Genomic DNA, 13,264 nt, shown 5'->3' on the forward strand with positions numbered 1-13,264 from the left:
TTGGCAGCTAGACATGAGTCCGCCGCTTCATACCATATTACTTTCGACTTCGAGCCGGCTGGCAGGCACGGTGGTATTTTTTTGCAAATCATGGGCACGGACCTGCGCATTGGAAACTCTGCCCGGCTAGATGTTTACGTCGGTCTTGGTGTCAGAGGAACGCTGCAAGGGCAAAAAGACCGTGAAGGTCGAGCCCCTGCCCTCAACACTTTGCACCTCGATGCGCCCCTGATGCTTGTCGATGATCTTGCGCACGATATCCAGGCCCAGGCCACTGCCCTCACCGATCGGCTTGGTCGTGAAGAAGGGGTCAAAAATCCTACCCAGCAATTCGGCCGGAATGCCGCTGCCGCTGTCTTTGACCGCAACAATCGCGTGCGCCTCATCGTGGGCCAACGAGATCCGCAGCACGCCTTTGTAATGCATGGCCTGCAAGGCGTTGTGGATCAGGTTGGTCCAGACCTGGTTCAATTCATCGGGCAGGCAAAGCAGGCGCGGCAGGTCTTGGAAGTCGCGCACCAGCTCGACGCCGCCGCGCAGCTTGCTTTGGTAAATCGTCAGCACCGTCTCCAGGCCATCGCGCAGATCAGTCTCGACGAATTCGCCGGAGTGATCGAAACGCGAATAGGACTTCAAGGCGAACACGATCTTGGCCACCCTGTCCACGGCCAGATTGATGTTCTCGGTATTGCTGGCGATGCTGGCCGTGCTGAACGCCGTATCCAGGATCAGCTCGTTGCTCGGGTGCTTCAGCAGCGCCAGGTATTCACCCGCAAACGCCTGCACCCCCATTTGCACCAGCAGCCCGGCTTTGTAGCGGGCATGCTCGATGCCGGCGGACTCCAATTGCTGGCACAAGGTCTTGGCCAAGGCCCGCTCCTCCCTTGAACTCAGCATATTCGAGCTCTTGCTGACATGAGCCAACAGGTCGATGAAGGAGTTTTGTTCGGCCTCATTCAGCACCTGGAACACCTTGGGCAGGTTCTCCAGCACCTGCTGCAAGGCATCCGAAATATTGCGTCCGCTGGACTTGACGGCCCCAATCGGCGTGTTGATCTCATGTGCAACGCCGGCCACCAACTGCCCCAACACCGCCATCTTTTCCGATTGAATCACCTGGCCTTGTGCCTGCTTCAACTCCTCCAAAGCCTTGGCTGCCTGCAGCCGCGCAGCCTGAGCGCTGGCATAGGCCGAAGCATTGGTCAGCGCAATGGCCGCATAGGCCACAGTGGTGCGAAAGATCTCTTGCTCACGTTGCTGGAATGCCATCGCCCGGTGGCTCTGCAAAATCACCACACCGAGGCGCACACCATTGGCCACCATTTGACGCAACACCGCCGAACGCATCTCCGACTTCGGCGATACGCCTTGCGGCGGCGGTGAACCCAAGGCCAGCTCCGAAGCATCGGCAACGACCAGTTCCTCGTCGCCGAGAAAAGTCCGCACGCTCAGCCACTCCGTGTCGCTCAACAAGAATGTCGACGGCGGCGCGCGCACGCCGTCTTCGACGTAATAGATCAGCTCCAAACGATCGCCGGCCGGGCCCAGCACCGCCACACCAAACGCATCCAGCGGCAACAAGGCACACAGATGTTGATGCAGGGCCGCGCAAATCGCCTGCTCGTCCAGACTGGTGGTCAGCTCCTTGCCGATATCACCAACCTGGCGCAGCACATCGGCCGCATCGGCCAGGGCCAGGTTGGCCGAAGACAGCTCATCCGTGCGTTCGCGCACCGATTCCGCCAGATGGTCACGGTGCCCGGCCAGCTCCTCCTCATAGCGCTGCTTGAGCTGCAAATAGTCAGACAGCCGGTCTTGCAGGCTGTTGACGCCGCTGACCAACAAGCTCAGCTCGTCGGGCCGACCTTCGGGCCGCCGCAGTCGCAGCGATTCGCCCAAGGCAGCGGGATCAAGTCTGCTCAAGTGCAGGGCAATGCGCCTCACGTGCACGGTCACCAGACGACTGAACAGCAAGGTGAGGAAGCCCGCCAAGAGCAGCGACTGCAGCAATTGGGTCAGCACAATGGTCTGCAGCGCAGCGCGCAAATGCGCCCACAGCTGGCGCTCATCGCCATAAAGCACGAATTCACCCAGATTCACCAGCGGCCCGCCACTGAAGCGCTGAAACACCAGCGGCAAGCGCCGCATCGGCGCCAGGCCCGCCTCCGACCAACCGGGTCGGGTGAACTCGAACACTTCGGCGGGCCCCCTTTCAGCCTTGACTCTGATCTCGACTCGCCCGATCGTGCTGACCTTGCTCACACTCTCCATATGGAGCTTCAGCGTGTCCAAATCCATGTCCCAGACGGCCCTGCGCAAGGTGCTTTGGCTGACTCGCTCGATCAACGCCAGCTCATGGTTCATCGCCGCCAAGCCCTCTTTCCAGGTCCACCAGGATTGCACCGCCACGGCCAGCACGGTGAATAGCAAGCAAAACATCAGCGTTGCGAACACCATGCGCGCACCGAGCGAGCTGCCGAGTCTGACCATGCGCCTGTTCCTTCTTGTTGCGAGTCCCCGGGCTCAGGGCAATGCGGGCTCTGCGTCCAGTTTGAGCACTATGCACTGTACGCAGGGCAGCGCACCTAGGGAAGGCCCTGATCCAGCTCCGTGTCAAACAGGGCGCAAGCATGGCAAAAAGCAAACGGGAGCGGCAACCTCTCGGCCACAGCTCCCGCATCGATTTGGGGCAGATCAATAAGGGCAAGCAGGCGGCACTTCGGCCGATTTGACGGTTTACCAAATAGCCTGCATGCCGCTCGGCGTGAGCCGGGCGAGATTCAGTCGGCAGGGACTGAATCTAAGCCGGGCTCAACCCATATGCAAACCACCATTGCAGCTGAAGTCGGCGCCGGTGGTGAAGCCGGAGTCCTCACCGGCCAACCAGGCCACGATGGCCGCGATTTCTTCGGGCTTGCCCAAACGCTTGATCGGAATGGTGGCGACGATCTTCTCCAGCACATCGGGGCGGATCGCCTTGACCATATCGGTGCCGATATAGCCGGGGCTGACGGTATTGACCGTCACGCCCTTGCTGGCCACTTCTTGCGCCAGCGCCATCGTGAAACCATGCATGCCGGCCTTGGCGGCCGAGTAATTGGTCTGGCCGAACTGGCCCTTCTCGCCGTTGACCGAGGAGATATTGATGATGCGGCCCCAGCCCTTGTCCAACATGTCTTCTATCACCTGCTTGGTGACATTGAACATGCTGTTGAGGTTGGTGTTCATCACCGCGTCCCAGTCGTCGCGCGTCATCTTGCGGAACATGCCGTCACGCGTGATGCCGGCGTTATTGACCAAGACCGAGATCGGGCCATGCTCGGCCTTGACCTTGGCAAAGGCCTCGACGGTGGAGTCCCAATCAGCCACATTGCCAACCGAGGCGTAGAAGGTGTAACCCAGCGCGGCCTGCTCGCTCAACCACTTGTCGAAGTCGCGGCTCGGGCCGCAGCCGGCGATGACCTTGAAACCTTCTTTGTGCAGGCGCTGGCACATTGAGGTCCCGATGCCGCCCATGCCGCCGGTGACGTAAGCTACTTTTTGACTCATATTTGTCTCCTGTCTCAAAAAAATACTGGCTCGCTCAGACTCCTGCAGGTGCGGGTCTGAGTCAAGCGGGTTTGGCCCTAGGATGGGCTGTTTAGCAGCGGTTCTGCATCAACGCTCGACGGTCAGTGCCACGCCCATGCCGCCACCGATGCACAGGGAGGCAATGCCCTTCTTGGCATCGCGGCGCTGCATCTCATGCAGCAGCGTCACCAGAATGCGGGCGCCGGATGCGCCGATCGGGTGACCCAGCGCGATCGCGCCGCCATTGACGTTGACCTTGGACAAATCCCAGCCCATTTCCTGATGCACGGCGCAGGCTTGCGCGGCAAAGGCTTCGTTGATCTCCAGCAGGTCCAGGTCTTGCGCCTTCCAACCGGCGCGCTCCAGCGCCTTCTTGGCGGCCGGCACCGGGCCCATGCCCATGATGGACGGGTCAAGCCCGGCCGAGGCGTAAGAGGCGATGCGCGCCAACGGCGTCAGGCCTAAGCTCGCGGCCTTGGCGGCCGACATGATCAGCAAACCGGCGGCGCCGTCGTTCAGACCTGAGGCATTGCCGGCGGTGACGCTGCCGGCCTTGTCAAAAGCGGGGCGCAGACCGGCCAGAACGTCGGCCGTACTGCGGCGGTTGATGAATTCGTCGGCATCGAAAATGATGGCATCACCCTTCTTCTGGGGAATCGTCACCGCAGCGATCTCATCCTTGAAACGGCCGGCGTCTTGCGCAGCGGCGGCTTTTTGCTGCGAGCCAAAAGCCAGCGCATCTTGGGCTTCACGGCTGATGCCGTACTGCTTGGCCACGTTCTCGGCCGTGATGCCCATGTGGTACTGGTTGTAGACATCCCACAGGCCGTCGACGATCATGGTGTCGACCAGCTTCCAGTCACCCATGCGCTGACCGTCGCGCGAGCCCGGCAGCACATGCGCGCTCAGGCTCATGCTCTCCTGGCCGCCGGCGATGACGATCTCGGAGTCGCCATCACGAATCGACTGCGCCGCCAGCATCACGGCCTTCAAGCCGGAGCCGCAGACCTTGTTGATCGTCATTGCCGGCACCGTGTTGGGCAGGCCCGCCTTGATGACCGTCTGGCGGGCCGGGTTCTGGCCGGCACCGGCCGTCAAGACCTGACCCAAGATCACTTCGCTGATCTGCGCGCCATCAAGGCCGCTGCGGCGCAGGAGATCGCGCACGACAGTGGCGCCCAATTCAACGGCGGAAGTCTTGGCAAGGGTGCCGCCAAATTTACCAATCGCGGTACGGGCCGCGGAGACGATCACGATATCGGTCATTTGATTTACTCTCTCTATGCTGTAACTAACAAGTTATCCCGATGAGTTTAGTTCAATCGGACGGGGCGAAGATTCAGGTAAAACGGAATTTCAAACTGTGACGGTAAACCTCATCAAGCCTTTTGCTGCACATAGCGGCCCGGCGCCGGCTCGATCGCTTTGTACTTGCGGTTGCCGGGCGCTTTGGGCGCGGGCTTTTGTGCGCCGGCATGGCCTGCCAACCAAGTGGACCAGTCGGTCCACCAACTGCCGGGCTGCTCTGTCGCGCCGGCCAACCAGGCATCAGCCTGAGCCGGCAGCGCGGCCGATTGGTTGATCCAATGGCTGCGTTTCTTTTTCGCCGGCGGATTGATCACACCGGCTATATGGCCGGAGGCGCCCAGCACATAGCGCCGCTCGCCCTTGAAGACTTGCGTGCTGCGGTAGGCGGCGTCCCAAGGCACGATATGGTCTTCGCGCGAACCATAGATGTAGACCGGCGCCTCAATCTTGCCCAGATCAAGCGACTCGCCGCAGACCGTTAGACGGCCGGGGATTTTCAACTCGTTTTGCAAATAGGTATGGCGCAGATACCAGCAGTACATCGGGCCGCTCATATTGGTGGCGTCACCGTTCCAATACAGCAGATCAAACGGCGGCGGCGCTTCGCCCTTCAGGTAATTGCCGACCACATAGTTCCAGACCAGATCGTTCGGGCGCAGCATGCTGAAGGTGCTGCCCAACTCTTGACCCTTCAACAGCCCCGGTCCTTTAGGCGACTGCAGACCGATCGTGGTCTCGCGCTTTTTCACCGAGGCCTCATCGACAAAAATATCCAGGATGCCGTTGCTGGAAAAGTCGATCAAGGTGGTCAGCAAGGTCACGCTGGCTGCGGGCTGCTCGCCGCGCGCGGCCAACACGCCCAAGGCGGTCGACAAAATCGTGCCGCCGACGCAAAAACCCAGCGTGTCTATGGTCTTGGCGCCGCTGATCTCTTGCACCACGCTGATCGCTTTGATCGCGGCCTGCTCGATATAGTCGTCCCAGGTCCAGGCCTTGCACGAATCATCCGGGTTGCGCCAGCTGATCACGAACAGCCGGTGGCCCTGCTCCACGGCATAGCGGATCAGCGAGTTCTCGGGCTGCAAATCCAGGATGTAGTACTTGTTGATGCAGGGTGGCACAAACAGCAGCGGGCGCTCAAAAACCTTATCCGTCAGCGGCTTGTACTCAATCAGCTGAAAGAAGTCGTTCTCGAACACGATGTCGCCGGCGGTGGTGGCGACATTGCGGCCGACCTCGAACGCGCTTTCATCGGTCTGAGACACATGGCCGCGCTGCAAATCGTTCCACAGCAATTGCATGCCCTTGGTCAGCGTCTCGCCCTTGCTCTCCAGGGCCAAGGCCTGTGCCTCCGGGTTGAGCGCCAAAAAATTGCTCGGCGCGGCGGCGTCGACAAACTGCTGCACGGCGAAGCGCACGCGCGCGCGGGCCTTGTCCTCGCCCTCGACCTTGTCGGCCATCTGCTGCAAGGTGTTGGCGTTGAGCAAATAAAGCTGCGCCATGAAGGCGCTGGCCGGGTTGGCACTCCAGGCCGGACTCGCAAAGCGGCGATCCGCCAGCGGCTTAGGCGCTTCGGCCGGTGGGGCCAGGCTGCTTTGCAGCGAGGCATTCCACAAGGCGGTGGCCTGATTCAAGTAGTTGCTTTGCAATTCGGCCAAGGACGCGGCGGGAATCTGCAGGCCGGCCAAGGTCTTCCACATTTCGCCCAAGCCGGCGGCGGCTTCACTGGCCGCTGCAGCGGCGGCCGAAATTGCATCCGGGGCGGCTTCGGGGGCAGCTGGCGCCGCGGCGTTCGTCTTGCGGGTCATAGGTTTCCTCAAACAATTGGGCTCTTGGCATTGGCTTCGGTTTGCTGGGACGCTGCAAGCAGCCCCTTCGGTCCATCATCGCAGACCTTGTTGTAACCTCCTTGTCTTACCCGCTTATGACGAACCATGTATCTGATCGCAATTGCCTGGGGCTATGTGGCCCTGATGATGGCCTTGGCCGAAGCTACCAGCAGCCAAGGCAGCATTCTGGGCGCCTTGATAACGCTGCTGCTCTACGGCGTATTGCCGATTTCAATCGTCTTGTACCTGTTGGGAACTCCACACCGTAAAAAAGCTCGCAAGCGTCAAGAACAGCTGGAACAGGAGGCCGCCAACTCAAGCCAGGCAAATAGCGGCGACCATGCGACCGCAGATGCGCTCGCGCCGGTAAGAAAAGAACCTTGAATCGTCTTTGAAGGTGCACCAAGCGCCGCCGCTGATGTGCTTCAGCCCCACGCCCAGCAGGCGTTGACGCGCCAGGCCAGCCAGGTCAGCCCGCCAGCGCGCCTCGCCTGCAGCATTGGGGCGGAACACAAAGTACGCGTTGGACGCCGCCACCGGTTCGACACCAAAGGCCTGCAGCACCTCGGGCCCGACCTCGAATGCTTCGGGGCCAATGCAGGCTCCCAGCCAGGCTTGCACTTGAGAAGGCTTGCAGCCGGCGGCTTGGCAAAGCGCTTGCACCGTGTTCTCCAACACCCCGCCGGCCAGGCCGCGCCAGCCGGCATGCGCACCGGCCACGCCGCCCGGTGCAGCGAACAAGACGGGCAAACAGTCCGCCACTTGGATCGCGACCGCCAAGCCAGGCGAGGTGCTGACGCTGGCGTCGGCGATTGGCGTGGGTGCGCCGGCCAGCGCATGAGCGGAGTTCAAGACGACGACTTCAGAGCCATGAATTTGCTGCAAAAAGACCGCTTTGGACCCCAGCGCTTGGTCCAGCCGCAAGCGGTTTTCGGCCACAGCCGCCGGATCATCTTGCACCGCCGCGCCAACATTCATGCTCGCAAAAGGGCCGACACTGCAGCCGCCGGCCCGCGTGCTCATCAGAGCTCGCCCATTGAAATCAGGCCGCGACCATGCGGGCCGCAGCCAATCGGCGTGAATCAGCCCAACTTGCTCACTCGGCATCAGGGCAGGCCGAGGGCTGGGTCTTTGCGAACGCGTCCAGCGCCATGCAATTCCTGAACACCCGCATCACTTCGGGCACATGCTCGAGACGGCAGTCAAAGCGCTGCGCATTGAAGATCTGCGGCACCAGCACGCAGTCGGCCAGGCCCGGCGTATCACCATGGCAGAACTGACCGGCGCCCGACTTCAGGCGCAACTCCACCACCTCCAGCCCGGTCTCGACCCAGTGCCGGTACCAGCGGTTCTTGTTGTCCTCGTCCAGGCCCAGATCTTTGCTGAGGTAGCGCAAGACGCGCAGATTATTGAGCGGGTGAATCTCGCAGGCGATGTCCTGCGCCAGCGCGCGCACCTGGGCGCGGCCCAAGGCGTCGACGGGCAGCAGGGGCGGCTGGGGGTGGGTTTCATCGAGGTATTCGATGATGGCCATGGACTGGCTGATCAGCGCGTCGCCGTCACGCAGCAGCGGCACCAGCTTGGACAGCGAGGCGCTGACATAGGCCGGATCGAACTGCTCGTTCTTGGCCAGATGGACGGCACGGTAGTCGTATTCCAGGCCTTTGAGCGCCAGCGCAATGCGCACGCGGTAAGAAGCCGAGGAGCGAAAATAATTGAAGAGTTCCATGGGTCGTGATGATGCCATGAGTGTTTCACTTGTGGCCGCTAAACTGACGTCCATGTGGAACCCCAGACGCTTCAAACATTGCCCCAGCTGCGGTGCCGCAGTCGAGTACTTGGTGCCGGCGGACGACAACCGCGAACGCGCCACCTGCACGGCCTGCGCCAGCATTCATTACGAAAACCCGATCAATGTGGTGGGCACCCTGCCCGTCTTCGGTGAGCAGGTGCTGCTGTGCCGCCGCGCGATCGAGCCGCGCCACGGTTTTTGGACCTTGCCGGCGGGGTTTTTAGAGTTGGGCGAAACCGCAGCCGAGGGCGCACAGCGCGAGACCGATGAAGAAGCCGGCGCGCAAATCGAGTTGCAGCCGCTCTACTGCTTGATGAATGTGGTCAAGGTCGGACAGATTCATCTGTACTACCGCGCGCGCCTCCTGTCGGATCAATTCAATCCGGGGCCGGAGACACTCGAAGCCAAACTCTTCCATGAGCATGAAATCCCCTGGGACGAATTGGCCTTTCGCACCGTGCGGGAGACTTTGAAGCACTTTTTTGAGGACCGAAGGCTGGGCCGACCGTTTGAGTTGCACTGCGGCGATATTGGCTGAAAGCCCCAGCCACTAATCCGTCCACAAGCGTTCCACCAACTCACCCACCTCCAGCGGCGCACCCGGTCGCGAAGCTGCCTTCCACTCGGCCGGCGCCGGGGCCAAGCGCTTGGATTCCTTGCCGCTCCAGGTCGCCACTTTCAATGCAAACACCACCGGGCCCTTGACTGCTTCGAAAGGTACAACGGCCCTGAGCTTGCTGCCGAGTTGTTGCTTCAACGCCAAGTCCAACATGGTGTCAAAGTCCAGCCAGACATTCGACCGCAGGCCGGGCCGCACGGCCACGACGATAAAGCCGCCTACCGATTGCTGCACGCCGCTGGCGACGACCGCCTCGCCTGCTGCCGCCCCAAGCGCCCGGACGTAGGCGGCCATGGCATCGATATTGGGCACGCGCTCTTCAAGCACAGCGCTTGGCTGCAGCAAAACGACATTGAAATTCGTGAGGGGCGGTGCGGCCCGCGCAGCGCCCGCAAAGACAAGCACCAGCAACTGCAACAGCCGAAAAAATGGGGTCAGGTTCATTTGTTTTCCAGCCAAAGGACTCGGCCGCAAGCAGCGAGACCCCAATCCTCAGCTTTACTGACTCAAACGCGCCGTCGCCCAAGGCCCGGTCACGCCGTCCAGCTCGCAATCCCACAGCGCCTGCACATCCATGCCGTCGCGCAGCCCCTCGGCATAGACCTTCAGCGCCAAGCTGCGCAACATCACCAACATGCCGCGCACAAATGCGGCCCGCGCCGCATCTCCCGACACGCCGGTGACGACCGCAACATCGAGCTTGACGTAGTCCAAGCCCGCTTGATAGAGCCGGTCCACTTGCGCCAGCCCGGCGCCGGCATGCTCAAGCCCCAGCTTGACGCCCAGCGGACGCAACTGCCGGCCCATTTCGAACAGCAAATCAAAGTGGTTGAGGGCAGCACTCTCGGCCAACTCCAGACCGAGCTTGCGGGCGGCCTGGGGCGCATGGAAGATTTGATCCCGCAGGCGCGCGACAAAACTGCCGTCCAACAAAGAGGCCGGTGCAATATTGACGCAGCGCTGCTGGCCGTCTTTGGCGATCGCCTCCAGGGCCAGCGAGACCGCCAGCAAATCCACATCGGCCGTCAAACGGCTGCGCACCGCCAGCGGCAACCAGCGCGTGGCCGGCTCGAATTCGCCGGCTACTTCCAACTGCAATTGCAGCGGGCATTCCAGATGCAGGATCCGGCCCTCTCGGTCCAAGACCGGGTATTGCAGCAATTTGCCGCGCCGGCCCGCCAAGGCTTCGCTGATCTGAGAGCGCCAAGCACGCTCGCCCTGCACACGTTGCTGCAAACTGCCCGCATTGATGGACTCGACCACAAAGCCGGTTTGATTCTCGGCCCTTGCCAAGGCCGCGTCGGCCTCGCCAAACCACCGGCCGGCGGCCGACTCGCGCGGTAAATTGACGGCGCCTAGTGCGAGCTGAATACCGCTGCCAAAAGCCGGCAGGCTGGCAGCCAAGGCGTCAGACAAGGCCTGCGCCGTCTCGGCTGCCACATCGGGTGCGGGCAGCCACAGGGCGAAATCGGCGCCGTTGAGCCTGCCCGCTAGGCAGCCACGCACGCGCTCCGGATAAGCCATCACCGCCTTGGCCATGGTTTGCAGGGCCTGGTCCACCGCCGGGCGGCCCAGGCGCTGATTGAGGCCGGCCAGATCACGTAGCCGCACCAGCACCAAACCGGCATGCAGCGGCCCTTCGTCGCGGGTCAGGGCCGAGTCCAACTCGGCCAGAAAGTGCTTGCGCGAACTCATGCCGGTAAGCGGATCGCAATGCGCCTGGATGCGCAGCACTTGCAGCTGATCGGCCTGCGCCTCGAACATGCTCTTGACGCGCAAGACCATCGCGTTCATCGCCTGCGTCAGCCCCTTGAGCTCGGGCACATGGGACTCTTCAATGATTTGAAAGCTGCCGTCGACCACCGCGCGCGCCTGCGCCACGGCGTTGTCCAACGGGCGGCGAATGCGGTGCAGTGCCAGATAAGCGCCCACGCTGGCCAGCAGACCGAGCGCGCCCAGCAGCATGCTGATGCGGGTCAGGCTGCGCCATAACTCGTCATGTGCGTAAGCAGAATGCGAGAGGACCTCGACCGAACCGATCGCGTTCCAGCCATTCGAGACTTGGGCCACGCCGGGTTGGACCGCGATAGGCAGCAGGTCGATAAACCAAGCCGGCGCGCTGCCGGGCCGCTCATTGGTACGGCGCTCGAACGCGAGCTTGCCGTCGGCCTTGCGCCAGATCACGCTTTGGTAGTAGCCGGTATCGAACTGCGCCGAGATCAGCAATTCCATCAACTCCGCATCGCCATGCTGCTGCGACAGAGCCAGCGCCAGCGCGGCCGCGTTGTCGCTGTTCTTGATTTGCAGCTGGGTTTGCAGCAGTTGCCGGGTCGAATAGGTGGACACGGCGACGCTGCCGGCCAAAGCCAGCAAGACCGCACCCAACACCAGCAACCAGACTTGACGCATCAAGGACATGGCACATCCCAATCAAATGTATTCATCTTGTTCAAAAACCTTCCGCGCGGGCCTTGGCCAGCAATTCTCGCCACTGTGACAGCCTGACCATGGGGTCGCCGGCCGATGTAGCGCCGACCCCCTGCCACAGGCCCTCGCCATTGAAACTGAAGACCGGTTGCAAATCCGGCCGCTGCGACGCCGGGCGTACATCGGCAATCAGATTATCCAGAATCAAAGGCTCGGCCCCCGGCTCGGCATAGTAGGCCAGCACCATGTGCGCGAGCGAGCGCCCGCCCACCATGGCGCGCACATAGACCATGCGCAGCTTGGCCACCGGCGTGCCGGCCGCAATCAGACTCAGATACTTGGCAATCGCATAGTCCTCGCAATCGCCGCGGCCCTTGTCCAAGGCCTCCAAGGGGCTGGCCCAATAATCGGTCTTGCCCCAGACCTCCACATCATCATGGAACTCGATGCGGCGGTTCAAATAGCTGTTGAGCGCCGTCAGCCGCTGAGCTTCTTCAAGCGCGGCGGCGCGCTCAATCGCTTGCAGCAGCGCCTGCGCCTCCACGACGGTGCGCGGGTTGAACTTGGCCGCCGCCTCCAAAAACCTCGCATTGTCCAAGGCCGCGCAAGGCAACAGCCACAACAAGCATGACAAGACAAAGGCCCCGAGCAGCCGGTCGCCACAGAGCCAGCGCGGCTTGTTCGAAAAGACTCTGCAGGTGAAAAGGGCCATGCTTTAGCAGATGCGCCCTCGCTTGGAGAGCAATAATCGTTCGGGGCTGGACAGACTATGCTGATAATGCAAAGCACTTTACAGCTTGTGCATCCGGCCCATCCCTGAAGTCGCGCCTAATTCACCGCCCATCCATGAGCATCCCGTCCATCCGCCAAGAAATTGACAGTTCGCGCAAGAGTGGTGTGCTCAAGACCATCCTGATCCCGCCCTGCCCCGAGTTACTGGCGCGCCTGCAGCAGGCGATGGCGCAGGCCCAGCCCGACCTGAACGAAGTGGCGCGCATTGCGGCCAGCGATGTGGCGATGTCGGCGATATTGCTGCGCATGGCCAACAGTCCTGTCCACATTGCCGACGGCATGCCCTGCAACACCGTGGGCCAAGCGATGACGCGCATCGGCCTGAAGGAAACCACGGCCATCATGACGGGCTTTTTGCTGAAGAACGCAATTCCCGTCAACAGCCCGCAGCTGGCGCGCTTTTGGGAGCGCTCGGCCAAGCGCGCCACAGCCATGGCTTTTGTGGCGCGGCAGTTGCCCGGCATTTCAGTCGATTTGGCCCATACCTACGGCTTGTTTTGCCATGTCGGCATGCCGGTCTTGCTGCAATGCGTGCGCGGCTATGGCTCGACCATGGTGGAGGCCTCGGCCCGCGTCGACCGCTCCTATATCGCCACCGAAAACGCCAACCACCGCACCGACCATGCGGTGGCCGGCGCCTTGCTGGCGCGCGCCTGGAATATGGCGCCGGAGTTGATGGCCGCCATCCGCCTGCATCACGACCTGCTGTCGCTGGGCGACAAGCAGGTGGAACCCGAGGTGCACACCTTGATTGCGGCGGGCCTGATTGCCGAGCATTTGATGCGTTTGCACGAGGGCCTGCCCGAAGACGCCGACTGGATCGCCCATGCCCCCCAGGCACTGGCATGGCTCAACGCCAGCCTGGCCGACGTCGAGCAATGGGACGATTTGCTGCGGCCGATTCTGGATGACTTGTAAGCGCATGGT

General features: G+C 62.0%; 12 protein-coding genes. 3 read left to right on the forward strand and 9 right to left on the reverse strand.

The genetic code is table 11. The features are described from left to right. Positions 1-126 precede the first annotated feature (126 nt). From LNV09_RS11580 to phaC, 4 genes are all read right to left on the reverse strand, one after another. Positions 127-2,490: a sensor histidine kinase gene (locus LNV09_RS11580; RefSeq protein ID WP_263557246.1), complete on the reverse strand. Its 2,364-nt coding sequence runs from the start codon at positions 2,488-2,490 to the stop codon at positions 127-129. Between the two features lie 321 nt (positions 2,491-2,811). Beyond that, positions 2,812-3,549, reverse strand: a complete 738-nt coding sequence (gene phbB, locus LNV09_RS11585) for an acetoacetyl-CoA reductase (RefSeq protein WP_263557247.1) — start codon at positions 3,547-3,549, stop codon at positions 2,812-2,814. A gap of 108 nt (positions 3,550-3,657) precedes the next feature. Continuing rightward, the gene (locus tag LNV09_RS11590; RefSeq protein WP_263557248.1) at positions 3,658-4,836 is read right to left on the reverse strand and encodes an acetyl-CoA C-acetyltransferase; all 1,179 of its coding nucleotides are present in this window, start codon (positions 4,834-4,836) and stop codon (positions 3,658-3,660) included. A 113-nt stretch (positions 4,837-4,949) separates the two neighbouring features. Further along, a complete protein-coding gene (phaC, locus tag LNV09_RS11595; protein ID WP_411969269.1) occupies positions 4,950-6,686 on the reverse strand; it encodes a class I poly(R)-hydroxyalkanoic acid synthase in 1,737 nt (578 codons plus the stop codon). Positions 6,687-6,812: 126 nt separating this feature from the next. On the opposite strand from phaC, the gene LNV09_RS11600 reads away from it, so the two are divergent. Further along, complete coding sequence (locus LNV09_RS11600) at positions 6,813-7,091, forward strand: hypothetical protein (RefSeq protein ID WP_263557249.1); 279 nt, start codon at positions 6,813-6,815, stop codon at positions 7,089-7,091. Here the strand turns inward: LNV09_RS11600 and pgeF are convergent. Both pgeF and maiA read right to left on the reverse strand, forming a co-directional pair. After that, on the reverse strand, positions 7,023-7,730 hold the full coding sequence (pgeF, locus tag LNV09_RS11605; RefSeq protein WP_263557250.1) for a peptidoglycan editing factor PgeF: 708 nt from the start codon (positions 7,728-7,730) through the stop codon (positions 7,023-7,025). The genes LNV09_RS11600 and pgeF overlap by 69 nt on opposite strands. A 73-nt stretch (positions 7,731-7,803) precedes the next feature. Continuing rightward, positions 7,804-8,436, reverse strand: a complete 633-nt coding sequence (maiA, locus tag LNV09_RS11610) for a maleylacetoacetate isomerase (RefSeq protein WP_263557538.1) — start codon at positions 8,434-8,436, stop codon at positions 7,804-7,806. Positions 8,437-8,488: 52 nt separating this feature from the next. On the opposite strand from maiA, the gene LNV09_RS11615 reads away from it, so the two are divergent. Further along, complete coding sequence (locus LNV09_RS11615; RefSeq protein WP_263557539.1) at positions 8,489-9,037, forward strand: NUDIX hydrolase; 549 nt, start codon at positions 8,489-8,491, stop codon at positions 9,035-9,037. 12 nt (positions 9,038-9,049) lie between these two features. Here LNV09_RS11615 and LNV09_RS11620 read toward each other — a convergent pair whose 3' ends face one another. From LNV09_RS11620 to LNV09_RS11630, 3 genes are read right to left on the reverse strand one after another with little or no spacing between them, the layout of a single operon-like run. After that, a complete protein-coding gene (locus LNV09_RS11620) occupies positions 9,050-9,562 on the reverse strand; it encodes a hypothetical protein (protein ID WP_263557251.1) in 513 nt (170 codons plus the stop codon). 54 nt (positions 9,563-9,616) lie between these two features. Further along, positions 9,617-11,536: a bifunctional diguanylate cyclase/phosphodiesterase gene (locus LNV09_RS11625; protein WP_263557252.1), complete on the reverse strand. Its 1,920-nt coding sequence runs from the start codon at positions 11,534-11,536 to the stop codon at positions 9,617-9,619. A 31-nt stretch (positions 11,537-11,567) separates the two neighbouring features. Continuing rightward, positions 11,568-12,257, reverse strand: a complete 690-nt coding sequence (locus LNV09_RS11630) for a transglutaminase-like cysteine peptidase (RefSeq protein WP_263557253.1) — start codon at positions 12,255-12,257, stop codon at positions 11,568-11,570. A gap of 134 nt (positions 12,258-12,391) precedes the next feature. On the opposite strand from LNV09_RS11630, the gene LNV09_RS11635 reads away from it, so the two are divergent. Then, positions 12,392-13,255 (forward strand): HDOD domain-containing protein, encoded by an 864-nt coding sequence (locus LNV09_RS11635; RefSeq protein ID WP_263557254.1) that lies wholly within the window; start codon positions 12,392-12,394, stop codon positions 13,253-13,255. Positions 13,256-13,264: the final 9 nt, after the last annotated feature.

This window comes from Paucibacter sp. B2R-40 (assembly GCF_025717555.1).
Classification (GTDB): Bacteria; Pseudomonadota; Gammaproteobacteria; order Burkholderiales; family Burkholderiaceae_C; genus Paucibacter_A.

Bases quoted from the DNA above. Each gene is read 5' to 3' on its own strand.
- LNV09_RS11630 (WP_263557253.1), bottom strand. From the start codon at position 12,257: ATGGCCCTTTTCACCTGCAGAGTCTTTTCGAACAAGCCGCGCTGGCTC.
- LNV09_RS11600 (WP_263557249.1), top strand. From the start codon at position 6,813: ATGTATCTGATCGCAATTGCCTGGGGCTATGTGGCCCTGATGATGGCC.
- LNV09_RS11620 (WP_263557251.1), bottom strand. From the start codon at position 9,562: ATGAACCTGACCCCATTTTTTCGGCTGTTGCAGTTGCTGGTGCTTGTC.
- maiA (WP_263557538.1), bottom strand. From the start codon at position 8,436: ATGGAACTCTTCAATTATTTTCGCTCCTCGGCTTCTTACCGCGTGCGC.
- phbB (WP_263557247.1), bottom strand. From the start codon at position 3,549: ATGAGTCAAAAAGTAGCTTACGTCACCGGCGGCATGGGCGGCATCGGG.
- LNV09_RS11615 (WP_263557539.1), top strand. From the start codon at position 8,489: ATGTGGAACCCCAGACGCTTCAAACATTGCCCCAGCTGCGGTGCCGCA.
- phaC (WP_411969269.1), bottom strand. From the start codon at position 6,686: ATGACCCGCAAGACGAACGCCGCGGCGCCAGCTGCCCCCGAAGCCGCC.
- LNV09_RS11625 (WP_263557252.1), bottom strand. From the start codon at position 11,536: ATGTCCTTGATGCGTCAAGTCTGGTTGCTGGTGTTGGGTGCGGTCTTG.
- LNV09_RS11635 (WP_263557254.1), top strand. From the start codon at position 12,392: ATGAGCATCCCGTCCATCCGCCAAGAAATTGACAGTTCGCGCAAGAGT.
- pgeF (WP_263557250.1), bottom strand. From the start codon at position 7,730: ATGAGCACGCGGGCCGGCGGCTGCAGTGTCGGCCCTTTTGCGAGCATG.
- LNV09_RS11580 (WP_263557246.1), bottom strand. From the start codon at position 2,490: ATGGTCAGACTCGGCAGCTCGCTCGGTGCGCGCATGGTGTTCGCAACG.
- LNV09_RS11590 (WP_263557248.1), bottom strand. From the start codon at position 4,836: ATGACCGATATCGTGATCGTCTCCGCGGCCCGTACCGCGATTGGTAAA.